The 26014-nt window shown below is 48.7% G+C and carries 28 protein-coding genes; 17 read left to right on the top strand and 11 right to left on the bottom strand.

Going from position 1 to position 26014, the window contains the following annotated elements; translation table 11 throughout:
* Positions 1 to 18: 18 nt before the first annotated feature.
* The 14 genes from H6859_04485 to H6859_04420 all read left to right on the top strand — a co-directional run bounded on the left by H6859_04485 (position 19) and on the right by H6859_04420 (position 14844).
* Positions 19 to 1275, top strand: a complete 1257-nt coding sequence (locus H6859_04485; protein USO06693.1) for a type II secretion system F family protein — start codon at positions 19 to 21, stop codon at positions 1273 to 1275.
* Between the two features lie 6 nt (positions 1276 to 1281).
* Complete coding sequence (locus tag H6859_04480; GenBank protein ID USO06444.1) at positions 1282 to 2889, top strand: hypothetical protein; 1608 nt, start codon at positions 1282 to 1284, stop codon at positions 2887 to 2889.
* Positions 2886 to 3527: a hypothetical protein gene (locus H6859_04475; GenBank protein USO06443.1), complete on the top strand. Its 642-nt coding sequence runs from the start codon at positions 2886 to 2888 to the stop codon at positions 3525 to 3527. Before H6859_04480 ends, H6859_04475 begins: the two co-directional genes overlap by 4 nt.
* Positions 3527 to 4096: a hypothetical protein gene (locus H6859_04470; GenBank protein ID USO06442.1), complete on the top strand. Its 570-nt coding sequence runs from the start codon at positions 3527 to 3529 to the stop codon at positions 4094 to 4096. Before H6859_04475 ends, H6859_04470 begins: the two co-directional genes overlap by 1 nt.
* A 13-nt stretch (positions 4097 to 4109) precedes the next feature.
* Positions 4110 to 4868 (top strand): ABC transporter ATP-binding protein, encoded by a 759-nt coding sequence (locus H6859_04465; protein ID USO06441.1) that lies wholly within the window; start codon positions 4110 to 4112, stop codon positions 4866 to 4868.
* Between the two features lie 89 nt (positions 4869 to 4957).
* Positions 4958 to 6016 (top strand): tetratricopeptide repeat protein, encoded by a 1059-nt coding sequence (locus tag H6859_04460; GenBank protein USO06440.1) that lies wholly within the window; start codon positions 4958 to 4960, stop codon positions 6014 to 6016.
* A 36-nt stretch (positions 6017 to 6052) separates the two neighbouring features.
* On the top strand, positions 6053 to 6835 hold the full coding sequence (locus H6859_04455; GenBank protein USO06439.1) for a prepilin peptidase: 783 nt from the start codon (positions 6053 to 6055) through the stop codon (positions 6833 to 6835).
* A gap of 125 nt (positions 6836 to 6960) precedes the next feature.
* On the top strand, positions 6961 to 8103 hold the full coding sequence (locus H6859_04450) for a type IV pilus twitching motility protein PilT (GenBank protein ID USO06438.1): 1143 nt from the start codon (positions 6961 to 6963) through the stop codon (positions 8101 to 8103).
* A gap of 44 nt (positions 8104 to 8147) precedes the next feature.
* On the top strand, positions 8148 to 9251 hold the full coding sequence (locus H6859_04445; GenBank protein USO06692.1) for a PilT/PilU family type 4a pilus ATPase: 1104 nt from the start codon (positions 8148 to 8150) through the stop codon (positions 9249 to 9251).
* Between the two features lie 116 nt (positions 9252 to 9367).
* Complete coding sequence (locus tag H6859_04440) at positions 9368 to 11197, top strand: type II and III secretion system family protein (GenBank protein USO06437.1); 1830 nt, start codon at positions 9368 to 9370, stop codon at positions 11195 to 11197.
* 10 nt (positions 11198 to 11207) lie between these two features.
* A complete protein-coding gene (locus H6859_04435; protein ID USO06436.1) occupies positions 11208 to 11987 on the top strand; it encodes a hypothetical protein in 780 nt (259 codons plus the stop codon).
* Between the two features lie 2 nt (positions 11988 to 11989).
* Entirely contained in the window at positions 11990 to 12736 is a 747-nt protein-coding gene (locus H6859_04430; protein USO06435.1) for a hypothetical protein, read from the top strand.
* Between the two features lie 39 nt (positions 12737 to 12775).
* Positions 12776 to 13852, top strand: coding sequence for a helix-turn-helix transcriptional regulator (locus H6859_04425; GenBank protein ID USO06434.1), 1077 nt, complete (start codon positions 12776 to 12778; stop codon positions 13850 to 13852).
* Between the two features lie 224 nt (positions 13853 to 14076).
* Positions 14077 to 14844, top strand: a complete 768-nt coding sequence (locus H6859_04420; GenBank protein ID USO06433.1) for a prepilin-type N-terminal cleavage/methylation domain-containing protein — start codon at positions 14077 to 14079, stop codon at positions 14842 to 14844.
* 302 nt (positions 14845 to 15146) lie between these two features.
* On the opposite strand, the gene leuB is transcribed toward H6859_04420, so the two are convergent.
* Genes leuB through H6859_04400 form a run of 4 tightly spaced genes read right to left on the bottom strand, consistent with a single transcriptional unit; the run spans position 15147 to position 18278 of the window.
* Positions 15147 to 16274, bottom strand: coding sequence for a 3-isopropylmalate dehydrogenase (gene leuB, locus H6859_04415; GenBank protein USO06432.1), 1128 nt, complete (start codon positions 16272 to 16274; stop codon positions 15147 to 15149).
* Positions 16275 to 16276: 2 nt separating this feature from the next.
* The gene (locus tag H6859_04410; protein ID USO06431.1) at positions 16277 to 16960 is read right to left on the bottom strand and encodes an FkbM family methyltransferase; all 684 of its coding nucleotides are present in this window, start codon (positions 16958 to 16960) and stop codon (positions 16277 to 16279) included.
* A gap of 7 nt (positions 16961 to 16967) precedes the next feature.
* Positions 16968 to 17573: a 3-isopropylmalate dehydratase small subunit gene (leuD, locus tag H6859_04405; protein USO06430.1), complete on the bottom strand. Its 606-nt coding sequence runs from the start codon at positions 17571 to 17573 to the stop codon at positions 16968 to 16970.
* A gap of 3 nt (positions 17574 to 17576) precedes the next feature.
* Positions 17577 to 18278 carry an HD domain-containing protein gene (locus tag H6859_04400; protein USO06429.1) on the bottom strand — a complete coding sequence of 234 codons (702 nt, stop codon included), beginning with the start codon at positions 18276 to 18278 and terminating at the stop codon, positions 17577 to 17579.
* 84 nt (positions 18279 to 18362) lie between these two features.
* On the opposite strand from H6859_04400, the gene H6859_04395 reads away from it, so the two are divergent.
* On the top strand, positions 18363 to 18665 hold the full coding sequence (locus H6859_04395; GenBank protein USO06428.1) for a hypothetical protein: 303 nt from the start codon (positions 18363 to 18365) through the stop codon (positions 18663 to 18665).
* Positions 18666 to 18775: 110 nt separating this feature from the next.
* Positions 18776 to 19405, top strand: coding sequence for a hypothetical protein (locus tag H6859_04390; protein USO06427.1), 630 nt, complete (start codon positions 18776 to 18778; stop codon positions 19403 to 19405).
* Here H6859_04390 and leuC read toward each other — a convergent pair.
* Entirely contained in the window at positions 19400 to 20800 is a 1401-nt protein-coding gene (gene leuC / locus H6859_04385; protein ID USO06426.1) for a 3-isopropylmalate dehydratase large subunit, read from the bottom strand. The two genes, H6859_04390 and leuC, sit on opposite strands and share 6 nt — an antisense overlap.
* Positions 20801 to 20926: 126 nt before the next feature.
* Here leuC and H6859_04380 point away from each other — a divergent pair, with 126 nt between their 5' ends.
* Positions 20927 to 21379, top strand: a complete 453-nt coding sequence (locus tag H6859_04380) for a hypothetical protein (GenBank protein USO06425.1) — start codon at positions 20927 to 20929, stop codon at positions 21377 to 21379.
* 35 nt (positions 21380 to 21414) lie between these two features.
* Here the strand turns inward: H6859_04380 and H6859_04375 are convergent, their stop codons facing one another.
* The 6 genes from H6859_04375 to H6859_04350 all read right to left on the bottom strand — a co-directional run bounded on the left by H6859_04375 (position 21415) and on the right by H6859_04350 (position 25966).
* On the bottom strand, positions 21415 to 22500 hold the full coding sequence (locus tag H6859_04375) for an IS481 family transposase (GenBank protein USO06424.1): 1086 nt from the start codon (positions 22498 to 22500) through the stop codon (positions 21415 to 21417).
* Positions 22501 to 22674: 174 nt separating this feature from the next.
* Entirely contained in the window at positions 22675 to 23259 is a 585-nt protein-coding gene (rplS, locus tag H6859_04370; GenBank protein USO06423.1) for a 50S ribosomal protein L19, read from the bottom strand.
* Between the two features lie 107 nt (positions 23260 to 23366).
* Positions 23367 to 24086, bottom strand: coding sequence for a tRNA (guanosine(37)-N1)-methyltransferase TrmD (trmD, locus tag H6859_04365; protein ID USO06691.1), 720 nt, complete (start codon positions 24084 to 24086; stop codon positions 23367 to 23369).
* Between the two features lie 35 nt (positions 24087 to 24121).
* The gene (rimM, locus tag H6859_04360; GenBank protein USO06422.1) at positions 24122 to 24946 is read right to left on the bottom strand and encodes a 16S rRNA processing protein RimM; all 825 of its coding nucleotides are present in this window, start codon (positions 24944 to 24946) and stop codon (positions 24122 to 24124) included.
* Between the two features lie 120 nt (positions 24947 to 25066).
* Entirely contained in the window at positions 25067 to 25594 is a 528-nt protein-coding gene (gene rpsP / locus H6859_04355) for a 30S ribosomal protein S16 (GenBank protein ID USO06421.1), read from the bottom strand.
* Positions 25595 to 25621: 27 nt separating this feature from the next.
* On the bottom strand, positions 25622 to 25966 hold the full coding sequence (locus tag H6859_04350) for a hypothetical protein (protein USO06420.1): 345 nt from the start codon (positions 25964 to 25966) through the stop codon (positions 25622 to 25624).
* Positions 25967 to 26014 lie beyond the last annotated feature (48 nt).

Below are 26014 nucleotides of genomic sequence, written 5' to 3'. Positions count from 1 at the left end.
TCATGTAAAGGATCCTGAATCATACCACGCTATAAGTACAAAGCAATAAACTCTAAAGGTCGGCCCATTCGCGGTAACATTGCGGCCAATAGTGAGGTTGACCTTTACAAGCAACTCCAGTCTGCCGGGCTTGAGTTGGTGGATTGCTCTGCACAGTCAACCAAGTCTAAGGGCGGTTTTGGCCAGATTGGTCAAAAGAAAATCAAGCTTCGCGATGTTATTCAGCTTTTTGTACAATTGGAGCAGATGCAAAGCGCAGGCGTACCGTTGCTTGATGCGCTTTCTGATGTGCGCGATTCAACCGAGCATGATGGTCTGCGTGATATAATGTCAGAAATTTTTCGCGATGTATCTGACGGCGCGGCGTTGTCTGAGGCGATGAATAAGCATCCCAAAGTCTTTAAGCCGCTTTATATCTCCTTGGTCGAAGCCGGAGAAGAAACAGGGGATTTAACAGCCTCATACCTCCAACTCATAAAATATTTGAAATGGGTTGATGTCATTCAGGCCAAAATCAGAAAGGCTACGCGCTATCCCATCATCGTCAGCGTTGTGGTTATTTTGACCGTTGTGTTTATGATGAGTATAGTCGTGCCGCAGATTGTAGGCTTTTTAAGGTTCCTAGATCTTGATCTGCCATGGTTCACGATTGCATTAATTGCGACATCTGACTTTATGGTTGAGCCCCAGTTTCACTTCTTTGGGGTGCCTGTATATGGCTCGATTATTGTCATGGTTGTTCCGGTGATTATTTTTGGAACGGTAAAGCTTTTGCGCCACAGCTCAGACGCTATAGCCTATAAGCTTGATTCGTGGTGGCTGAATGCCCCCGTGGTTGGCCCGCTTATTCGCAAAATTTCTATTGCGCGCTATGCTCAAACATTTGGTGCGCTTTATGCAAGCGGGATCAATGTAATCAGCGCGCTGGAAAACTCGCGAGCGACCGTGACAAACCTGATGATGCTGGATGCCATGGAAAGCGTTGAAGGTCACGTGAAGGCAGGAAGTGCATTGTCCGAAGCATTTAATGCAAGTGGTGAATTTCCAAGTCTGGTTGTACGTATGGTTAAGGTCGGAGAAGAGTCCGGGAATCTAACACCGGTGCTTGATCAGGTCTCTGATTTTTATACACATGATGTAAATGAAGCGATTGAAGCGTTAATTGAGATGATTCAGCCGACATTAACTGCTATACTCGGACTCATCATTGCTTGGATTGCTGCAGGCAGCCTGGGACCAATCTACATGAACCTTGGAAACTTTATGGATTTTTAAGTACCGATGTCACTTTCTTTTCTTGCTCCTAATCGTACAGTATTGCTCGTTTCCGACGAATTTTTGTCTATCTATACAGTTAGAGGACCTGGCGTAAAGCTTATCGATACGATTCCATGGGAAGCGGAAAATTTTGAGAAAAACGTCGCCAGCATTATTGCCAAAGATTGTGGTAAAAAACCGGTTTTGATTCTCAATGATATGGTAGAGCAGCATTACCGCAAGGAGCGGGTGGTGCGCACCGGTGTAGGGATGGTTGATAAAGCGTCAATGGTTAAGCGCAAACTTAATGTAGCGTTTCCTCATTATCCAATTCGCGCGGCGTTTCCTTTAAAGGAAAAGGTGGCGAAGACTGACTCTCAGCCTGCTGCTGATATTTATATATTTGCAGCCGTTGCTGGAAACGATCAGATTACCAAAACGATTGAATCAACTAAAAAATCAATGGCCTCTGTTGCGGCATTTTGTCTGCTGCCGATTGAATCCTCCGATATGGTCAAAGCCTTGTCAGGTAAGATCGGGGCCAAAAAGGGACGTAAAAAGAATGTATGGTCCATTTTTATTGGTCAGCATCAGAATGGAAGCCTGCGTCAGGTTCTGACAAAAAACGGTGAGCTAGCGCTTACACGGATGAGTCCTATTGCTGAGAAGGATGATGATCCTCAAGTATGGGCATCTGAATTGTATCAGGAATTTAAATCAACCATCAGCTATCTTTCACGTTTTGGTTATGATCCCGCTGATGGATTGGATGTGTTCGTCATAGCAAATCCTGCGCCGGCTGAAGCTTTGCGCTCTATATTTGATGAAGACTATGATCTTCATATTTTGGGCGTGGATGACGCCGCCAGAGCGTTAGGGGTGAATATAGGCCGTCAAGCCGATATGCGTTATGCCGATGTTCTGCATGTGGCTTGGGCTGGTCGGAAGGGAAGTTTCGTGTTGCCGATGAAGGCAACGCAGGTTGATGAAGTCTCAAAACCGCGTCAAGTAGCGATGCTTGTCGGAATGGCGCTGTTGTGTGGATCTGCGTTCCTGGGCTATCAGGTTGTATCAAGTGCTGGATCGCTGGCATCTCTGGTGTCTGATATTGAAGGTTTGAAGCGCAATAAATCACAACTCGATGCACAATATCAGCGTGAGGTTCAGCGTCTTGATAAGGTTGGCTTCGATGCTCGCCTTGTTCAAGGAGCGCTTGCTGTTCATAAGGAGTTTGAAGATGACCGCATTCCGATTCTTACCGTCTTTCAGAAGGTCGGCAAGGCTCTGGGTAAGGACTTGCGTATTGATAGTATTGAGATAAAGAAAGTAAAGCCTACGATTGCGCAGAATGTGTGGAGCGCAGTTAAAAATGAGTCGCAACCAAGATTTGAAACGCGCATGAAAATGACATATCCATCGACGGCAAATGTCGATAAGGGGAATAAAGAGGTTGCCGATTTGAGCGTACGTATTGAAAGTCTGCTGCCGGGTTACAAAGTTGAGGTGACTAAATTCCTCAAGGATTATGAATATACCGAAGGTCTTATTGTTGAGGCGGGAGATCTTGAAAAACAGGATATTCAACAAGACTTTGTGGCAGAAATTCTTATAAGGGGGCCCGCGAAAGAATGATCGCAGTTTTGGGTATAAAACGTATTTTTGTGTTGGCTGCTTTGTTGTTGCTCAACGCATTTCTGGCTGCTGGTTTGTATTTATATTTCATCCCTGAAATACAAGTTAAGGAGCGCGAATTAAGAGGGTTGCGTGGCACTGTTTCTACGTTGCGCACGGACATTAATCGGATGCAGGTTGAATTTGAACAACTGGAAGATCAGAAAGAAGAATTCGAGAAACTGGTAAGGCGCGGATTCTTCAAAGACCAAAGTCGCCGCCAGGCTGAAAAAATGTTCAACGTCATACAAAAAAACTCAGGGGTTTCAAAAGCTATTGCCAGCGTAAAATCCGGCTCAATAGAAGATAATCCCGAAGCGCAAAAAGCTGAGCATAAAATTCTTAGAAGTCCTGTCGAAATTCGCCTAGAGGCATTTGATGATGTGAATATTTTTCATTATCTGTTTTTGGCTGAAAATTACTTCCCAGGGCATTTGTCTGTCGAAAAAATTAGCTTAAAAAGAGAAGCCGATGTAACTGGAACGGTGCTGCGGGCAATTGCAAACGGCAAAAACCCATCGCTTGTGGGCGCGCAGGTCGAGTTGATGTGGCGTACAATGATCCCAGAGGCGAGCGTCATTAACGGAGGGGGGAAATAATGAGATACTATATCCTTCTTCTTTTAGGTATTGTTGTGATGTCTTTCGGGTTTGCGGTAATGCCGCGCGCTCAATCTGTGCAGCGAGAAACGCCGACGGCGGCGACCGAAACCCTTTCGGAAAATCAAACGTCTGCTGACAAAGATGCAAATTCGAAGAAAGGATTTGATCCCTTACAATACGATTCTATCCTTTTTACGCATTGGGAACATGTTGCAATTCAGGACGCTCGCCGATATGTCGGTGACACGCGCAATGTAACAGATAGTGAGCTTGCGAAAGATTTGAAACAGCGTGAGGATATTGGCGAAAAAATCAAACCACCTCCCGAGGAACGTGAAATTCGCCTGTCTGGTATTGTTTTTCATGGTAAAGCAGACTGGGCAATTTGGCTGAATGAAGAGCGCATAACTCCGGATGCTATTCCCAAAGAGGTTATGGATCTGAGAGTCTATAAGGAGTATATAGAATTTAAATGGTTCGACGAATACACCAACCAGATTTTCCCAATCCGCTTGCGACCACACCAGCGTTTTAATATTGATACGCGCATATTCTTGCCCGGCTAGGTTTGGTGAAACAATGAGTACAGCCAAAGTCCAACAGCAAAAACCCGAAGACGCGCTAAGTATAAAAAATGTCGGCGTATCCTACGGAGCGTTTAAGGCTATCCAGGATGTCGATCTTAATATAAAGGCAAGCGAATGTTTTGGTTTGATTGGTCTGAACGGCGCGGGAAAAACCACCCTCATTAAAGCAATTTTGGATTTGCGTACGCCTAGTGACGGGGAGATTTTGATCTTTAATCAAAGAGCAGGCACGAAAGCCGTAAAGCAGCGTTTGGCTTTTTTGCCAGAGCGCTTTGAGCCGCCATGGTTCTTAACCGGCCTCGAATTTTTAAAATTCTCCGCGCGTATGTACAAAACCAGCATTTCCAATGCGCAGTGTATAGAATATGCCGAGCGCATAGCCCTTGACCCAGCGGCTCTTGACCGGCGTGTTCATACCTATTCCAAGGGAATGCGTCAAAAATTAGGGGTGCTGGCCACGATACTGACGGATTGCGATTTGCTAATCCTTGATGAGCCAATGAGCGGTTTAGACCCTGTCGCTAGAGCACTCGTAAAAACTCTTATTGTAGAAGCAAGGCAGAAGGGTTGCACCGTTTTCCTGAGCTCTCATATTCTGGCTGATATGGATGAGATCTGTGATCGCGTTGCTGTGATGCATGATCGTTCCATTCGCTTTACCGGAAAACCGGATAAACTGAAAGCTCTGTCCGGTGATTTGTCCCTCGAACAAGCCTTTCTACATTTTATTGAGCAAAAGAGCGCAGCGTGATACATTGAAAGTGCGAGTATTGTTCTACTGATTCGCACTTTATTCCCTCGCTGCTGCTTCGGCAGTATTTCTATCGACAGGTTTATATCATGATGTGGCGTTTCCAAATTCCTTCACACTTTAAGCTCAAAACCTATAGTCTAGGTGTCTGCTTTATAGCAGGTGTCGGGCTGAGCCCGTTCATAGCCCATGCGCAATCGGCAAGGCAGGTATTGGACAGGGCGCAGGAGCTTTCTGTTGAAATGAATGCACAGGAAGAGGCGGTAATTCAGGATCTGCTGATACAAAAGAACGCAGCGTCTGATGTAAAGCAGGAAACGGATATACAAGAAATTACATCGCCCGCCGCGCCGCTGGAAGAGCAAGACTTAATGTCAGCTACAGAGGCGGCAGAAGTGCCTGCGTTACCGGAAGGTCAGACCGAAGACGGGGGTGAGTTTGATGAAGATTTGTTCTTTGACGCGGAAGCATACGTCCCTACCAGCGATCTTTCGCGTCAGGGTGCGCCGTCTAAGGTTAATCCTGCGCTAAACCCGGCCTCCCGTTTGGTTATTACGCGCAAGAAATTTGACGCCGACAGCAAAGAGGCTCGCCTGGTTGCAGCTGAGCGCGCTACAAAACTGGGGCGCTATGAATCGGCCCTTGAGATATATGATGGGCTCTATGCAACAAACAAGCGCGATCCGAATATTCTTTTAGGGCGCGCCACATCTTTTCAGCGTGCGGGCCGTTTTGATGAGGCGATTGCGGCTTATGAAGAGCTTCTGGAGATTCGTCCAAGCAATGTCGAAGCGCAAATCAATCTGCAAGGCCTTATGGGGCGGCGTTATCCGGCGGTTGCACTCATAAACTTACAAAAGCTGCATGAGGATAACCCTGGAAGTACCGCAATCATTGCCCAGATAGCTGTTATTGAAGCTCAATTAGGGAGATATCCAGATGCGATTCGCTATCTTGGTATGGCGGCGAGCATGGAGCCGAATAATGCAAACCATATATTTAATATGGCTGTAATAGCTGACCGCGCAGGCGATAAAAAGCAAGCTGTCCGCTATTATGAAGAGGCACTGGAGGTCGACACGCTTTACGGCGCGAGTAAAAGCATTCCTCGTGAAACCGTCTTTGAGCGCTTAGCGCAGCTTCGCTGATTCGTGCCTGATATGCCGAACGTAAATCCACTGGTTTTGGGTGATTTCGGCGTCCTCTTGCTTGTAGTATTCGCATTATTAGGTCTGATCATGGGCAGTTTTTCCAGTGCCATGATCCACCGCCTGCCAAGCGGCGTCGGAGTGTTCAGCCCTGGCCAGCGCTCTGCATGTCCGTATTGTAATCATACTCTGGGAGTACGTGATCTTATCCCGCTCTTTTCCTGGCTGTTTTCGCGTGGGCGTTGCCGTTATTGTTCTGCCAGTATACCTGCTTTATATCCTTTTTTGGAGCTAAGCGCCGCACTGCTCGCCATCTCGATCTTTATTTTTTGCCCGGCGAAGGATATGATGCAGAGTTTTATCGTCTTGGCGATGTTACCGTTCCTTTTGGCGCTGCTCATGATTGATATTCGCCATAAAACCCTGCCCAATATTTTAGTCGCAATCATTTTTATGCTGGGGTTAACAAGCCTCGCGTATCAAGTTTATCTTGAGCCAGGCACTATGAAAGGCCGCATAGTGGAACATTTGGGTGGTGCCCTTGTTTATATGACATTGGCCTGGCTGTTGGCGGCTGGAATGACTAAAATCCTTAAAAAACAAGCGCTTGGAATGGGGGATGTCAAATTTTTTGCAGTCGCCGGGCTATGGCTGGGATTAGGAGATTTAGGCATTTTTTGTATTCTGGGAGGGATTTTTGGTGTTTTATTCGGAGTGGCTTGGCAGAAAATTAAAAATGAAGCTTTATTCCCATTCGGCCCGGCCCTGATTGTCAGCTTTTTTATACTTTTGTTGATGGGAGGTTCTCATTCGCTTTAAAAAGCGCTAAAATCTTTAGCGGAAGGTCAAAAATCTTTACTTTCCATTTATAAATTTGCGTTAAAACTATCTATAGGCATAAAAATCACGTTGCCTTCAAGTTTCTAATAAAAAGGAGAGTATCCTTGGATCTCACTCAGCTTCTTGCATTTACGATGCAAAATGACGCCTCCGACCTTCATTTAAGTGCCGGTAGCCCGCCCATTATCCGCGTAAGCGGTTTGCTTAAGCGTGTGAAAGCTGATCCGCTTTCCAGTGACGATATTCGCACCATGCTTTATTCAGTTATGACTGAGGATCAGCGCGCAGAATATGAAAAGAATATGGAGATCGACTTTGCGATTGCTCTGGGCGAAAAAGCGCGTTTTCGTGTCAATGGCTTTACATCCAGACTGGGGGCTTCCGCTGTATTCCGTACCATCCCGACGGAAGTCCCAACAATGGAACAGCTTGGTTTGCCGCCCGTAATGCGCCGTTTTTCCGAACTGGAAAAAGGCATTGTTTTGGTCACGGGGCCGACGGGTTCTGGTAAATCGACAACGCTGGCCTCGATGGTCAATCATATCAACTTAACGATGTCTAAGCACATTCTGACAATTGAAGATCCGGTAGAATTTTTTCATACCTCACAAAAAAGCTTGGTAAACCACAGAGAAGTCGGCACTGACACCAAGTCTTTTGCGCGTGCATTGAAAAGTGCGTTGCGTGAAGACCCTGATGTAATACTCGTTGGTGAGATGCGCGACTATGAAACGATTTCGTTGGCGCTGACGGCTGCAGAAACCGGGCACTTGGTCTTCGCTACCCTGCACTCCAACTCAGCTTCAAAAACCATTGACCGTGTGATTGACGTATTTCCGACCGGGGACAAGGAAATGGTGCGCGCAATGTTGGCTTCCTCACTTCAGGGAGTGATAGCACAAACTCTTGTGCGTAAGGCGGATGGGCAGGGGCGCGTTGGCGCATTTGAGATACTTGTTGGAACAAATGCTGTGCGCAACCTGATTCGTGAAAACCAGATACCGCAAATGTATTCCATGATGCAGACCGGTTCACGCTACGGTATGGTTACAATGCAAGACGCGATCGCAGATCTGTTTGAGGCAGGCCTTATTGATAAAGACGAAGCGCGCCGTGCAACGCTTTTGACAACGAATGACGATGGCGATGACGATAATGAATATGCCGCTGCCGCTCTCGGCGGAGCGAAACTGGATGAGAGCGCAGCAGGTGGAAGTGGATCGAAAGACGGGGGGTACTCATTTTGACACCTCCAGAGACACCTCCGGCCATTCTTAATTATTTGCTGTCTATGGGGCAGCATGAGGCAAGTGACTTATACCTTACAGTCGGACAGCCTCCGACCTTGCGTGCCGAAGACAAGATGATTTATCTGAGCGAAAGGAAGCTGGTTCTGGAGGATATTGACGCTATCCTTGACAGCATCCTGACGGCACGTCAAAAGCGTGAGTTTGAAAATAAAATGGAGTTAAATACAGCACTTGATATGGGGGAGCAAGGGCGTTTCCGCATTAATGTTATGAAACAGCGCCAGTTTCCTGCGCTCGTTATTCGCCGTATTGTGTCAAAAATCCCTTCATTTAAAGATTTGAACTTACCACCTATCCTGGAACGGTTAGCAATGGAAAAAAGGGGGCTTGTGCTGGTAACCGGGATCACAGGTTCCGGTAAATCGACCACGCTGGCCTCAATGGTGGATTATCGTAATGAGCGCAGCGAAGGTCACATCATCACAGTTGAAGACCCGATCGAATATTATCACGAACACAAAAAGTCCGTTGTTACGCAGCGTGAAGTTGGTGTAGATACTGAATCATTTTCCATAGCAATGAAAAATTCTTTGCGCCAACGCCCGGACGTAATTCTGGTCGGGGAAATTCGTGATCGTGATGTAATGGAACAGGCTTTAACGATTACTGAAACAGGGCATTTATGTTTGGCGACTATTCACACAAATAACGCTTATCAAGCCATTGAACGTATCGTCAATTTCTTTCCGGAAGAACTCGCTGCCCAAGTACGCTTAAATTTGGCAATGAACCTCAAAGCGATTGTTTCTCAACGCTTGATCATGGGGGTAAATCAAAAAATGGTCCCCGCCATTGAGATTATGCTCAACCAGGGTCTGGTACGTGAACTGATCCTGAAAGGTGAAATCGCAAAAATAAAAGACGTGATGGAGCAAAACACAACACTGGGTATGTGTACATTCGATCAATGCTTAATGGATCTGTATGTTCGTGGCCTTATCACAGAAGAAACCGCAATGTCTAACTCTGATCGCCCATCTGATCTGAAGATTAAATTACACCAACACCAATTATCCACTAAGAATAATAAAGGCGAAAAGGGGCTGACGCAAATTGACACCTCGCGCATAAAGTTTGGTGATTAAAAGCCGCAACTCACTTAAACTTATAGCTACATCCTGCTTCAAAATATGCTATGCTATTTGAGAATCGCAACGTGCGTTCGCACTGTGCATCACCGTTCTATACGAGGCTAGGGTCCATGATTGTTTTTCATCCGGTTCAAAACCGTTTCTCCTTCACCGTCCTTTCAACCTGTTGCGTGCTATTTTCGTCGTTCTTTTTGACGTCTTGCGATATGGCCAAAAACCAGCTTAAAGCAGATCGCGAAGGCAGCATGGAAATGCAGGATTACCGCGACGGCCTGGCCACACGCCTGCCTGATACGGATGAAGGCCGGGCTGATCAAGGGGCAATCCCGGATTTGCAGCCTTATGTAGCACAGTCATCCGAGCGAATGAAACCCATGCCTCTGGTTTCAATTAAGATCAATCAATCCGTGCCTCTGCGCGATGCCTTATATGAATTGGCGCAGCAAGCCGACTATGATATTGAACTGGACCCGCGCATTCGCGGCTCTATCATTTTCACAGCAACCAACAGGCCTTTTGACGTCGTAATTGAGCGCATCGCCGATATTGCCGGGCTACGCTACAAGTTTGAAGATGATATCTTGCGCGTTGAACTCGATACACCTTATAACAGCGTCTACAAAATTGATTATTTGAGCTATATCCGTAACTCAAAAAGCAGCATCAGCAACAATGTTTCAGTTGTGTCCGGCGATGGGACGGATTCTGGTTCTAATTTTGAAGCCGATTCTGAAAGCGAGGCCAATTTCTGGGGGGAGCTTGAGGTCAACCTTGAGCAAATCGTTCGTGGCAATCAGACCGGCGCGTTAAAAACAAAACGTGATCCGCGCATCACGGCTGCCGAGCAGAACCCGGACGTGCAGGCCGTTGCCCCAACTTCGGAAGATGGAACGCAAGTGGCCGTGCAGCCGCCGCAAGCAACGCTGCGTGTTGAATCACTGCCTGTAGATGATGATGACGACACATCAAGTTCAAGAGGTAAAAAAGATGAACCGGAGGGAACATTTACCATCAACAAGCAGGCCGGCCTGATCAATGTTTACGCCTCTGAAAAAGCGCATAAAGAGATTAAAGAATATCTCAAACTTCTGAAACGCGCAGTGACAGCACAGGTCTTGATCGAAGCCAAAGTTCTCGAGGTGACCTTGTCGGATGAATACAGAACAGGGATAGATTGGGATATTGTAGGGCTGCCCGGTGAGTTCAGCTTGGACTTCGCTTCAGGAAGCAATATTGGTACGCCGTTACTTACGGCGGCTTATAATGGCAATGATATTCAGAGTCTGATTACTGCGACCTCCCGGTTTGGTACCGTAAGGGCCCTGGCCAGTCCGCGTCTGACAGTTTTGAATAACCAGCCCGCTGTGTTGAATGTGGCGACCAATCGGGTGTTTTTTGAAATTGATATTGATGTTACTCAGGATGGTGTTACTGCACAAACTGAGGTTAATACTGAAATCCGCAATGTTCCGGAAGGCGTTCTTGTCAATGTTCAACCCTCCATCAATCTTGAAGACCGCACGATCTCGATGGCTGTTCGTCCAACAGTAACAAGTATAGTCAGTGAAGAACCGGACCCCGGTATTGCATATATAATAGCGCAATGTGGAGCGCCTTGTAACAATTTAGAAGATAGCCTGGTTCCTGAGCTCAATGTACAGGAGATTGATTCAGTTGTAAAAGTTCGTTCCGGACAGGCCATTGTGATGGGTGGCTTGCTGCAGGACCGTGCTCAAGTTACCGATGGTGGTGTGCCAATCCTTGGAGAAGCCCCTATTATCGGCAATCTCTTTAAAGATCACGATGACAGCGTTAGTAAAACCGAACTGGTGATCTTTCTCAAAGCCACCATCTTGGATAACCCAAGCGATAGCGTTCATAACACCGATAAGGATCTCTACCGTCAGTTTTCATCTGACCGCCGTCCTTTGAGATTTTAAGGCGGCGTAGATGAAATCGCTTCCCCTGATCGGACCGTCCTTGGTAGGCTATGTGATCACAGCAGCGATCCGTGACAAGCTGATCATCGGTATTTGTGTGCTCCTGGCCGCCGCCGTGTCCCTGTCCGTTTTCCTCGGCTCTGCGGCAATTACCGAGCAGGATCAATTCGTTGCAGTCTTCTCTGCTGGCTCGGTCCGCATTCTGAACATCGTCGGCCTTGTCCTGTTCATCGTCTTTTTCATTCGCCGCAGCTTTGAAACACGAGACATCGAGTTTATGCTTTCGCGCCCCGTCGGACGAACGCAACTTGTGTTATCATATGCCGCCGGATTTTCATTAATTGCCACGCTTATGGGCGTTATCTCCGGCCTGTGCATTATGGCTCTTTCCCCGCATTTGGTCTCTGGTGGTCACGCACTCTGGATACTCAGTCTGGTCGTCGAAAATGTAATCATGGTCAATGTCGCCTTGTTTTTTTCCATGATTTTGACCAGTGCCGCGAGCTGCACCTTTGCGACTTTTGGTTTTTATGTCCTGGCGCGCATGATGTCGCAAATCCTGGGGATTATCGATTCCGGTAAGAACGCCGTCGATCTGAAAATACTTGAAATGATCATGCAGGCAATTTCATCCGTTATGCCGCGGCTGGACTTGTTAACCCAGACCTCCTGGCTGGTCTACGGACCTGATGAAAACATAGGCCCTGCCTTCATCTTGATGCAGGGAATAATCTATTCATCTCTAATTCTACTGGCGGCGCTCATTGATATGCGCCGCAGGCAATTCTGATCATGCTGCGCGTTTCACAACATAACGCGGCATTAGCGAGTTTGTTTGTTTTATTCACGCTCAGCATTGCTCTGAATATAGCGCTCTGGTCATCGGTGCGGAGCATACAAACGCGCTGGAGCAACGTCCCGCCAACGCCCGGCCTGTCCGGCGCACTGTGGTCATCGCTTGGCGATCCACAACTGGCCTATCGCGGTTATGGCCTGATGATCCAGAATATGGGCGATACCGGCGGGCGTATTATCAACCTTGGTGAATATGACTATAATGCCCTCGGCCGTTGGTTTCGCCTGCAACACCAGCTTGACCCGCACTCCAGCTTTACGCCCTTTGTCGCCGGATATTTCTTTGGCGGACTGCGCAGCAGACCAGAAAAAATTGCTGCTATCGTCGATTACCTGGAACTGGCTGCCGGTGATGGCAGCGGAGAAAAATGGCGTTTTATGAGCCATGCCGTCTTTCTGGCCCGCTACCGCATGAACGATATGAACCGCGCCCTTGAGCTGGCGCAAAAATTGGCCGCCTATGATAATCCCGATATGGCGGTTTGGGCGCGCCAGATGCCGATTTTTATCCTGACCGCTCAGGGCGAAAGGCAGGCCGCCTATGAAATGATGGTAAATCTCTTAAAAACCGAAGGCGCGAACTTGCATCCCAACGAGGTCAATGCGACACTGGCCTATATTTGCGAACAGATTTTAAGCCCCGAAGAGGCCGCATTAGATCCGCTTTGCAAAGATTATAAATAATAGGGCGCGCCCTGAATTAAGTATTCTTATTTTAACAAAATGAACCAGATTAGCTTCTCATTACCTGAAATACTCGCGCTGATCGGCGTGGTGCAATGTACATATTTGATCGTACATATCACATTGCGCTCGGGCATGGTTTTGCGCGCCGGTCTGCCGTTAGTGTATTTTCTGGTTCTGGCCGCCGCTTTCACCGCGGATTTGGCGCAAAACCGTCTGCAATTTGAGGGCGATTATTATTTCCTCATGCAGTGGTTCTTATGGTTTTCCGGCCCGCCGTTAAGCGTTCTTCTGGTCGTTCAACTCTCCGATATGAACACAACCCCACCCTTGCGCGATTATTGGGTGCTTTTGCTCCTGCCTTTAAGCTTTATGCTCTCGGTTTTATCAGCCGGCAGCGCAATCGGCTGTGAAGATTTCAAAAACTGCGAGGCCATGCACGAATTACTGAAAGTCACGGGCCTCATGGCCGGAACCATTAGCCTTTTGGTGATTTTTAGCAAAAAACAGCTCATGAAAACGCTGCACAAGCAAAAATTCGGTAAAGAGCGCTACTGGCTCATTTTTTCGCTCATTGCGCTCAATACGCTGTTTTTGCTCACAATGCTGCTAAGTCTGACTCAATATATCTCCCCCGATGAAGCATTAATGTTACGCAATATCCTGGGGATTGGCTTTGCCTATCTGGTCAGCACCAGCCTTTTGCGCATCATCCCGCGTAATCAGGGCCCCGCCGCCCAAACCGGCGCTTCAGCGGAAAATTTGAGCGAAGAAGAACGCGATTTGGCCGAAAAGATTGAAGGCCTGTTAAAATTTGAAAAAGTATACCAGGAACCAACCTATTCCCGCGCTGACCTCGCGCGAGAGTGCGAGACTTCCGAAACCATAATTTCGCGGGTCATCAACGCACATTTCCAAAAATCTTTTCCCCAATTGATGAATGAGCGGCGCATCGAAGACGCAAAACAGCTCTTGCGCGAAACGGATGCCACAATTCAGGCCATCGCCAAAGATGTAGGCTTTAATTCCCTGCCATCCTTCAATCGCGTCTTCAAAGAGCTTGCAAATCAGGCCCCAAGCCAATACCGCAAAAAAACTCCTCAAAACACAAATTGATCACTTTGTTTTTTTGATATGTTCAGAACGCGCCTTGAGTGTAAGTATCTGGCATTATTAATAAAATATTCATCAAATTGAAGCGATCATGAAACCATAGGGACTGTTTTTGTGGGGGGATTATGTGTATACTATTTCACATGATTTGAATCGGGGAAGCTCAAGTCAAATCATCCCACCTAAAACCTTTATATCCATTTTTAAATTTTGAGGAGATTTTACGAATGAACACAACACTTCAAACAATGCGCAAGGACGAGCAGGGCTTTACCCTCGTCGAACTTGCGGTCGTGATGATCATCATCGGTCTGTTGATCGGCGGGATCTTGAAAGGTCAGGAACTGATCACCAACGCCCGTGTAACATCCACGGCTTCGCAGATGGAATCTCTCGGGGCGGCTTATAACACGTTCAGAGACCAGTTTAACGCGATTCCGGGCGATATGGGAAGTGCAACGGCGCGTCTTGCCAACTGTCCCAACACCAGTGCTTGTGGAATAGATATTTCTGCTACTGCAAATAACGGAATTATTGATGAGAATGTTGGCGAGGCGCCTGCAGACGAAGGCATTGCCTTTTTCGGCCAGATGCTTGCGGCGGGTCTGATCACCGGCATGGACGGTTCTGGACAGACGGCGGCCATGGGCGTGACTAACCCGACGGCGTCTATTGGCGGTGGTTTTATGGTCGGCGATACCCGTACCGGGACATTGAACGGTTTTGATGGAACGGAGTTCCGTGCCGGTATTTATCTGGTGTTGAATGGTGTCGCGGCGACGGTTGATGGCAGTAATGGCGCTGTGACCGGTGTTCAGGCAGCCAACATCGACCGCCGTCTCGATGATGGAAATGCATTGACAGGTTCCATCATATCGGACAATGGGCAAAACTGCCGTGGTACAACGCAGGATAACAATGGCAACGATGTAGCTGGTACGAGTTATGACCTTACATCTGTGGATTCTATCTGTGCGCTTGCCTATCGTATGTAATCCATTTTACTAAGAAACGAACAAAAAGCCCGGTCCTCGCGTCCGGGCTTTTTTTATGCGCCGTACGTCATTGCGAGGAGCATAGCGACGAAGCAATCTACATCTATCCGGCTTTCTGGATTGCTTCGGCTTCGCCTCGCAATGACAAATATAGTATTTCCGCTTAAGAATGAGACACATGAAACACAAATGTCATCCCGGCGAAAGCCGGGATCTGGTTGCATGTAACTACAAGATCCCGGCTTTCGCCGGGATGACAATAGAAAGAGAATGTCTCATTCTTAAGCGGAAATACTATAATTTCAGGCCGCCTTACTCTTGGCTTCCGAAAGCGCCTCAATCAGCGCATCGCCCATCGCGGATGTCGAAACCTCCCGGCACCCCTCGCTCATAATATCCGCCGTGCGCACGCCTGCATCCAGCACCGCCTGCACGCTCTGCTCAATCAAATCGGCAAGGTCCGCGCGCTCCAATGAATAGCGCAGCGCCATCGACAGGCTTAAAATCGTCGCTAAGGGGTTGGCCTTGTTCTGCCCGGCAATATCCGGCGCGGACCCGTGCGCAGGCTCATACAACCCCGGCGCATCCGGCGCGCCCAGCGAGGCCGAGGGCAACATGCCCAAAGACCCGGTCAGCATCGCCGCCTCGTCGCTCAAAATATCGCCAAACAGATTATCGGTCACAATCACATCAAACTGCCGCGGATACCGGCACAGTTGCATCGCGCAATTATCCGCATACATATGTTCCAACGCAACATCCGCATAATCCGACGCCTGCAAAGCAGTAATCTCCTCACGCCAGAGCTTACCGCTTTCCATCACATTGGCCTTTTCGCAGGAGGTCACTTTACCACATCCGCCGGAATGCCAGCGAGTTGAGCGGGTACGCGCCAGATCAAACGCCACCCGGCCAATACGCTGAATCTCGCCGCTCGTATAGGTCTGTGTGTTAAACCCACGGCGCTCACCACCCCCCAGATTCTCAATCCCCCGCGGCTCTCCGAAATACACCCCGCCGGTCAGCTCGCGCACGATCAATATATCCAGCCCCCTCACAATCTCAGGCTTCAATGAAGAGGCATCCACCAGCGCGTCAAACACAAGCGCCGGGCGCAAATTCGCAAACAGATCCAGCTCTTTGCGTATACGCAAAAGCCCCGCTTCCGGGCGCTTGTCGTAATCCACACCGTCCCACCTCGGCCCGCCAACGCTGCCCATCAAAATCGCGTCCGCGCTCCGGCATTTTTTCAGCGTTTCATCGGCAAACGGTGTGCCATAGGCGTCATAGGCCTGCCCGCCGATCAAATCATGCTCGACCTCAACCTCCAGCCCGGCATGCTCGCGCAGCCATTCAAGCACTTTCAGCGCTTCCGCCACAATCTCCGGGCCAATCCCGTCACCGGGAAGTACGACAAGTTTTTGGGTCATGTTTAATCCTTATAAAAAATACCATCCACCTGAAGCTGGCGGTTTAATTTGCGTGAAAAGTTATTCTCAACAATCATATGGGCGTGAAACCCGCGCGTTTTCAAAAACGCGATAATGTCGTCATAAAGCGTTTCGCCTTCATAAAGTTCAAACAGTGAAAGCTCAAGCTGTAGCCCTTTAAGGGCGGGCAGAGCCATCGGCGCATTCTCCAAAATGCGCATTTCATAGCCTTGCGTATCCATTTTCACGAACACATTCCTGCCTTCCAAATTCAAATCAGACAGAAGCGTATCAAGCGTTTTCATCGGCACTTCAACTTGCTCCACCACGCGGGTTTTCGGCAAAGCGCTCATAAGCGCGCTGGAGGAGGGCAGGGCGCTGCTCATATCGCTCGCTTCGGACACATTCATAAGGCATGTTCCGTCGTGATCTCCAATCGCCAGTGGTGGCAAAACGCTCCAGCATGGGTCACGCTTGGCCTTGTTTTGGAGCGTTCTTTGTAAGGCAGGCAGCGGCTCGACAGAGATAATATCTCCCTCATATCCGCCAAACCGTAAGTAATCCCGCGTTTGACCGTTATTTGCACCAATATCAATGACCGTATCAATGGCATGCGCTTTTAGCGTCAGCGCGATTTTTCCCTCGCGGGTTTTATGCGGTTTTTTCTTTTTGAAAGGCGGGATCATCGCTCGGCTACATCCAGGGCTGTTTGCTGGTGCGCTTGTCTTCAAAATTATCAATCGCCGTGCCTTTTCCCAACGTCAGGCCAATATCATCCAGCCCGTTCAAAAGGCAATATTTCCGAAACGGGTCAATATCAAATGCGAATGTAAACTTGTTTCCGCGCGTAATAGTCTGTTTTTCTAAATCTATTTCAATTTCACCATCGGGGTCGTTCTTGGCGCTGCCCATCAACTGGTCCACCTGATATTGTGGCAATTCAATCGGCAAAATGCCGTTTTTAAAGCTGTTATTAAAGAAAATATCGGCAAAAGACGGTGCGACGATGCAACGAAATCCCATATCCAGCAGTGCCCATGGCGCATGCTCACGCGACGAGCCGCAGCCGAAATTCTCACCCGTGATCAAAATCTCTGCCTCGGTATATTCCGGTTTGTTCAGTACAAAGTCGGGCAGGGGAGCACCATCATCGTCATAACGAATGTTATAAAACGCGTTCACGCCCAGACCCGTTCGTTTCACGGTCTTAAGAAATTGTTTCGGGATAATAATGTCGGTATCGACATTAATCATCTCCAGCGGCGCGGCCACGGCCTTAAGTGTGCTAAATGGCTTCATAATTTAATTATCCTGTAAGATTTGGCCTTCTTTATAATCGTCCATTTTCATTTTGGCAAAGGCTTCAAACAACACCATATCAAAAACTTCCGCGCCTTTTTCCTCGCGCATGCGTTTTAAGACGCCTGGCGAAGAAATATCGCGGGTCCCAAAATGTGGCCGCCAGATCCGCCAGCCGTCATACGCTTCGACAATCGCCGCCAGCCGCACCGGCGCTGAGAGCTGGTCGCCCATTACACCATGGGGACCATTCCCATCCATCTGCTCATGGTGATAACGCATAATATCCATCATCAGGTCCTTAAAAGGATGTTCTATATCAGGAAAGATTTCCTGAACGATTTGTGCGCCCAGCAGCGTATGTAAGCGGCGCACTTTTTTTACACGTCCGCTTGGTTTTTCTTCCTGGTCCCAAAGCTCAACCGGCAGCAAACGCTTGCCAATATCATGCGGCAAAACAGCCCAATACATGTTCTCCGCTACAAGAGGACTTAGCCCCATATGCAGGCATGTGCGCTTTACATTCTTCGCCACCCGCTGTGCATGTTCATGGAAAATATAGATCACTTCCGCAGAGGCATTGTCCTTGCGCTTTTGATCATAAAGTGCCAGCGCCTCAAGCTGTTCAGCAATAAAGCCCCGAAACCGGTTACCGATTTCAGGCGCATCACGCAAGTCAAAATTATCAGGCCATTTATTTTCCATAGTGTTTTAGTAAAATTTTATGCTTATTGCGATACGCTATTTGTCATCGCTGCGTAACAAAACCATAAAAAGAGGGCAAAACAAATGAAAAATTCGATTGGATTGCTAATGCTGCTGGCTTTCTTGGCGACTATGGTCAAGATCTCGGCGCATGCAGGAGAAGCGCAGACTTATAAGGCGCCTGAGAACAAAGCGGATCACGGCATCTCCTATGACAAAGAAGACAAGAAGTTGATTGTGTCGTTCGCTGGCCATGATGAAGAAGAGGGCGTTCTGGAGCTGTTTGTAGCCAAAGACGCGATGTCTGCAAACAGGCCATCGCCGCTTGCCAGTGAACTTAACCGCATCTCCCCCGCCGCGGGCATGCAGTTCCGTTTGGAATTTTAACGTCAATAGACAGTTGTTCCGGGAGTAAGGGCTTCTGAATCCCGCGCTGATATTGCGTTGCAGCGCATATGAAATTGGTGGGCATATATTTTATTTGTTATAATAATTATGTGCGTGACATAAAAAATAAAAAGAAGATCATAACTGTATCTTGTTTTCTGGCGTTTTTCGCTGGAAATGTGTATGCCGAAGAGATTGCGGCTTATCGCACAGCGTTACCTGTTTTCACCATATCTTCGGCTCAAAATGCATTTCAATGGAACGACCCATCCTATGATTATCGCTTAAATACAGGCGCGGGAGAGCGCATGCCAATAGAAATAAGCGCCGCTGAAACAGACACGCCGCTAGGCGCTGACCAAACGTTAAGCGGAAATTTAGCGAAAAGCGAAGAGGGCGAGGACTACGCCGATAAAATTCTTGCCAAAATTCCTTATAACAAGCAGCTTAAATCAACCTGGAAACTCATTGACGGCGATACGGATTTGTATGTTAAAGGGCTGCGCGTTGATCGCGGCAATAAAGGCGTTGAATATTCAACCAGCACCATGCCCTTTGTTGGTGAAGTTGAAGGCATAAAATTTAAGGCCGAAGCTGGGGAAGAGAATAAGATCAAATTCGAAAGCTCCAGAATTCCCTTCATAGGCAATGTCGAAGGCTTCAAATTCAAGTCCAGCGTTGGCGAGGAGTCCAGCGTTTCTGTACGCTACACCACATCTTTGGAAAAACTCGGCCTATAACTCCCGCACATCCGTGAGCTTGCCGGTAATCGCCGCCGCTGCGGCCATGGCCGGGGAAAGCAGGTGTGTCCGCCCGCCTTTGCCCTGACGCCCTTCAAAGTTGCGATTGGATGTCGAGGCGCAGCGCTCTCCCGGCTGTAATTGATCCGGGTTCATCCCCAGACACATCGAACAGCCCGGCTCGCGCCAGTCAAATCCGGCTTCAATCAGAATATCGGCAAGACCTTCTTCTTCCGCCATCGCTTTGACAAGTCCGGAGCCGGGGACAATCATCGCCTCGACGCCCTCGGAGACCTTTTTGCCCTCTGCAATACGTGCAACTTCGCGCAAATCCTCAATTCGCGCATTGGTGCACGACCCGATAAACACCTTGTCCACCGGGATATCAGTCATCTTTGTACCCGGTTCAAGGCCCATATACTCGAGCATCCGCTGGACTGACGCGCGTTTATTGGCATCCGCAAAATCATCCGGGGAGGGCACACATCCGGTAATGGGCACCACATCCTCAGGCGTAGTCCCCCAGGTCACGGTCGGCGCTATTTCAGAGGCCTCCAGCACCACTTCTTTATCGTAGGTCGCCCCTTCATCACTGGGCAGGGTTTTCCAGTAGGCTACAGCCTTGTCGAAATCCTCGCCCTTCGGCGCCATCGGCCGGCCCTTGATATAGGCAAATGTTGTCTCATCCGGTGCCACCAGCCCGGCGCGCGCACCGGCTTCAATCGACATGTTGCAGATTGTCATCCGCCCTTCCATGGAAAGGGCGCGCACAGCTTCACCCGCATATTCAATCACATAGCCCGTCCCGCCCGCCGTGCCAATCTTGCTTATAATCGCCAAAATCATATCCTTGGCCGTGACGGCATCGGGCAGGGCGCCATCAACGGTAATGCGCATCGTTTTGGCGGGTTTCTGGATCAGCGTTTGCGTCGCCAGTACGTGTTCGACCTCGCTGGTGCCAATACCGAAGGCCAGCGCACCAAAAGCGCCATGCGTTGAAGTATGGGAATCGCCGCAAACAATCGTCATGCCGGGCAGAGTAAAACCTTGCTCCGGGCCGATAATGTGGACGATACCTTGGCGCTGGTCATGCAAATCAAAGAGCATCACGCCGAATTCGGCGCAGTTCTTGCGCAGCGTTTCAATCTGGATGCGGCTGTCTTCCTGCTCAATCGGCTGGCTGCGGTCCGTGGTTGGCACATTATGATCCATCACCGCCAGCGTGTTTTCAGTCCGGCGAACCTTGCGCCCGGCCATGCGCAAGCCTTCAAAGGCCTGCGGACTGGTCACTTCATGGATCAGATGCCGGTCGATATAGATCAAACACGTCCCGTCTTCTTGGCGGTCGACGACATGATCATCCCAGATTTTTTCAAACAACGTACGAGGCTTCATTTTAACTCTATTTTAAGACCTTAAATTTATAATTTTAACGTGGCGCGGGCTGCGCATTTAAACAAAGAACATCAGGCCCGTCAATAAAGGTAATACGTGAGGAATAAACAACAAGAAGGTGTAAACATGGCTGGTGATCTTGATAAGTGTTTAAGTTTGACAGCGGAATATAATGAATCGTCGCTAATTGCTTCAATTAATCGTGTTATGGATATGCACGTTATTGATGATCCAATTTTGCTCAATGCAAAAGAGGGAATGTATGCAGTGCATGATCATGTTTTAATTGGTGATGACATCAAATTATATACCAAGCAAGAATTTGACGAAGAATTTGCAGATAAAAAGCCTATAAGTTACGCGCAGTATGTCGAAGATCGTAATACGATTAGCGAAAATAGATTCCATGAAAGAATGCCTGCAGTTGCTACGGCAGGGAACGGAAAATTATCAGGCATGAATATGCGGATCGAACAAATAGAAAAAGATGCAAAAGAATTTGGTATAGAATTAGACACTAAATCTGGCGTTGAGGTGCTGCCAAACCCTCCATCAGATGATCCTGCGTGTAAGTTTTAATTGTAAAAGTCATAACTTAATCTGACGATTATGAATTATCGGCCAGCCAGCGCTTCTTGAGGCGCGCTGTCCGATAATTCTTGCACGTTATCGATATTTTTCGATTGTGCAAGCTCTTTGGCATCCCGGAAGGTTTGCATTGGGGGTTTGCCGTAGCAGTATTTCCCGGAATGAGGCCGCGTTTCATTATATTTTCGCAGCCATTCATCGACGTCCGTTTGCAGCTCTTCGAGGCTGTAATACAGCTTTTTGCGGAAGGCGATGTCGTAGAACTCCTGCTTCATGGTGCGGTGGAACCGCTCGCAGATACCATTGGTTTGCGGAGAGTTTGCCTTCGTTCTGGTGTGATCGATATTTTCGATTCCCAGATAAAGCTGATAGGCGTGGTTCTCGGCTTTGCCGCAATATTCCGTGCCGCGGTCGGTAAGGATACGCAGCAGCACAAGCCCTTCTTCTGCGAAGAACGGCAGGACCGTGCCGTTAAGTGTATCGGCCGCCGTGATGGCGGTCTTCTCGGTATAGAGCCGGGCAAAGGCCACGCGGGAATAGGTATCGACAAAGGTTTGCTGATAAATCCGGCCCACGCCCTTGATGTTGCCGACATAGTAAGTATCCTGCGATCCCAGATAGCCCGGATGTTCGCTCTCAATCTCACCATGGGCCTCGCGCTGTGATTTTTGTTTTTCCAGCGCGGCGAGTTGTTCTTCGGTCAGGATGATGCCGTCTTGGGCAACCTTGGCTTCCAGCGCATTGAGGCGCTTCTTCATGGTCTCCAGATCGTTGCGCAGCCATACCGAACGGATGCCACCGGGCGAGATCAAAATGCCTTTTTTACGCAGTTCGTTAGCCGCACGTTGCTGGCCGTAGGCCGGAAACTCAACGGCGATCTCAATGCAGGCCCGCTCCACGCTTTCCGCCACGCGGTTCTTCAAGATCGGCTTCTTGCGGCTGATCTCGATCAGCGCTTCTTCTCCGCCGTTCTCGTACAGTTCACGATAGCGATAGAACGTATCACGGCTATAGCCCATGACTTTGCAGGCTTGCGAAACATTGCCCAATTGCTTGGCAAGCTCCAATACGCCCAGTTTCGGTTTGATGATTTTTTCCTGATAACTGCTCATGTCTGACACTCCTTTGCTTTTAAATGCAGTTTGTAAAGAATGTCAGATCAAGTCTCAACTAATACATTTTAATAGATACCCACGGGTAAACCCGTGGTGTTCTGTCCTACGGACCGCATAAAAAAGCCGCTCAAATGAAGCGGCTTTTGTTTGATCTCGATAAAAGAGAATCGCTTATTCTGCGCCGCTCTCAGAAGGTGCTTCAGCCGCAGCCGCCGCGGCTTCTGCTTCTGCGGCAGCCTTTTCAGCTTCTTTAGCCGCGGCCTTGGTTTTTGCGGCATCTTCATTCGCCTTACGGGCTTCAGCGCGCTTGGCGTCTTTCGCCGCTTTCTTCTGCGCACGTTTCTGTGTTTGTGTCAGAGCCTCTTCGGCTTCATCAACATTCGTATCAAAACCGTGACCGGTCGTACGCTCAGAAATGCGCGCGGATTTACCACGACGATCACGCAGGTAATACAGTTTCGCCCGACGAACATCCCCCTTGCGAACCAACTCAATGGAATCAATCCGTGAACTCCACAACGGAAATACACGCTCAACGCCCTCGCCAAAGCTGATCTTACGGACAGCGAAATTCTCGTTAATGCCAGAGCCGCTACGCGCAATGCATACGCCTTCATAGGCCTGAATACGCTCACGCGTACCTTCTTTAACGCGGACATTCACTCTGATGGTGTCACCGGGCGAAAACGCCGGAATACTTTTGCTCTCTTGCAGGGCCGCCAATTGTTTGGCTTCAAATTTTTGTAACGTGTTCATAGTTCTATTCCTTTATCAAAGCCCGATAATCAAAGAGCATAGGCCCCAAGGCGGCTTGTTTCTTAATTGATGCGCTTTATATCGGCCCGGCAGGCTTTTTGCAAGCTTTATTTCAACAAATCCGGACGCACCTTACGGGTGATCTCCAGCGCACGGTTCTCGCGCCAGGCCTTGATCTTCTCGTGATTGCCGGATTGTAAAACCTCCGGCACTTCGTAAGCCTGCCCATCTGCCGCTTCCCAGACCGCAGGGCGCGTGTAATGCGGATACTCAAGCAACCCGTTTGAAAAGCTTTCCTCATCCGGCGTGGCTTCGTTGCCCATCACCCCGGGCAGCAGGCGAATGCACGCATCCATCAGGATTAAAGCGGCCGGTTCGCCGCCCGAAAGCACATAATCGCCAATCGAAACCTCTTCAAAACCATGCGCGTCCAAAACCCGCTGATCCACACCCTCATAACGCCCACACAGCAAGGTAATTTCAGGCGTAGCGCTCAGCTCTTTAACAAGACTTTGCGTCAAAGGTTTCCCGCGGGGAGAGAGGTAAATTAACCTCATGCTGTCATCCCGGACTTGATCCGGGATCTTTTTGTTACCCACACCAGATCCCGGCCTGCGCCGGGATGACAATTGTGGTTGGATCGAAAGCAACGCTTTCTCGATCACATCCGCGTACATCACCATGCCCGCACCTCCGCCATAGGGTGTATCATCCACGGTCTTGTGCACGCCTTCACCAAAATCACGGATATTCACGCACTCATAACCCCAATCCCCACGCTCTAGAGCTTTCCCGGCCAAAGACTGCCCAAGGCTTCCCGGAAACATTTCAGGAAAGAGTGTCAGAATGTCGAAATGCAGACTCACAGCATCAGCCTTTCATAATTGCGGATGGTCACAGTTTCGCCAATTTCAGGAACATACTCATCAGTAAAAGGGAGCAGCACTTCTTGCCCGGATTTAAGCTGTACCTCCAGCAAATCACCCGCGCCAAAATTCTCGACCGCTTTCACATGGCCGATCTCCATGCCATTTTCATCAACGCAAGTCATGCCGATAAGGTCTTCAAAATAGAAGGTATCATCATCGTCAATTTCAGGGAGTTGATCGCGCGTAACAAACAACTCAGTGTTTCTAAGCGCTTCGGCGGCGTTGCGGTCCTTCACGCCTTCTATTTCCGCCAGCATATATTTGCCCATCGGATTTTTGAGCGTGATTTTGAAATCAAGGGCCTGCTCAAGCAGGGCAGGGTCTTCGCAAAACGGCAAAAGCTTGACCAACCCCTTCACGCCATGTGCGCTGGCAATCCTGCCGACGCATATACGGCTCGTTAAGCCCTCTCCCTGGGGAGAGGGTTTGGGTGAGGGGATACTGAGGCTGAGTTTTTCCAAAACACCGTCTATATTGCTTAAAACATCATTATTCCAAAAACGAATAATCTTATACCCTTGATCCTCAATATATTTTTGACGTTCTCGATCTTTCTCAGGCGTATGCTGACCACCATCAATTTCAACAATAAGCTTGAGATCCTCGCAATAAAAGTCTGCGACATAGGGCGGAACGGGATGCTGACGACGAAATTTGAGGTTTTCAAATTGCCGGTTGCGCAGTTTCGACCAGAGGAGCTTTTCGGCGTCTGTTTGGTTTTTCCGAAGTGTTCTGGCAGTTTTTACGGTATTGGTCATAATTCCCCTCACCCACTGCGGCTAAAGCGCTTCACGCTTAAGCCTCGTAATCCCTCTCCCTTAGGGAGAGGGTGGTCTGAGCGAAAGCGAAGACCGGGTGAGGGAGGATACTTCACGAGATTACTCTGCTTTTTCTTCGTCTTCAGCCTTCGGCTCTTCAGCAGGAGTTTCTTCAACTTTAGCGTCCTCAGCCGGAGCTTCCGTTTCGGCAGGCGCAGCGTCTTCAGCCGGTGCTCCAGGTGCAGCCGCCGCAGCTTCCGCTGCCGCTTTGGCTTCCTCTTCAGCAGCTTTAGCCGCTTCAGCAGCCGCAGTTTGCTTTTCTTTCTTGTCTTCAATCCGCAGCTTGGTCTTTTCAGACTGCTCTGATTTTTTCGGGCGGTTTGGCTGCGCAGGCATGTCGATAATCCCGGCTTTACCGAGGAAAATTGCTACGCGTTCGGATGGTTGCGCCCCTTGGGATAGCCAGTATTTAATGCGGTCTTCAACCAGTTTCACGCGGTTTTCATCCTTGTCATCCAAAAGCGGGGTATACGTGCCCAGCTTTTCAATATAGCGGCCATCGCGCGCCATGCGCTTGTCCGCCACAACGATGCGGTAAAATGGACGGGCCTTTCGTCCGCCTCTGGATAGTCTCATTGCAAGTGCCATTTCATTTTCTCCTTTAATTAATGTTGGTTACAATTCATGAGTTTTAAAAGTCCTTTTCACATTGTGTGGTTGAGAATCTCTTGGAAAAAGACAAAGTAAAAAAACAGCTATATTAAGAACACTGGTGATAGCGGTATTTATCGTCGCGGCTTTTAGATTTTGTCTTTTGATGGAGCGAATACAAAAAAACAACGATACAAAATAAGCTAAAGCGTAGGCGCTGGCATGAGCAATGATACCAATACCAAAAAAGTCGTATAACGAAAACGCCAGCCATCCTGCTACGATAACAGGAATTGCCGGTATGAGCGTATGCACAACCAGAATAAGAAACCTGATAACATATATGTTACGTTGTGACAGTTTATCCATCGTTTTTCCCCTCCATTCTGCTGTCATTGCGAGGAGGCCGTAGGCCGA

It is taken from the genome of Rhodospirillales bacterium (assembly GCA_023898785.1).
GTDB lineage: Bacteria > Pseudomonadota > Alphaproteobacteria > Micavibrionales > Micavibrionaceae > TMED27.
Note: the sequence above shows the minus strand (reverse complement) of the source record. Positions and strands in the feature narration are given on the sequence as shown.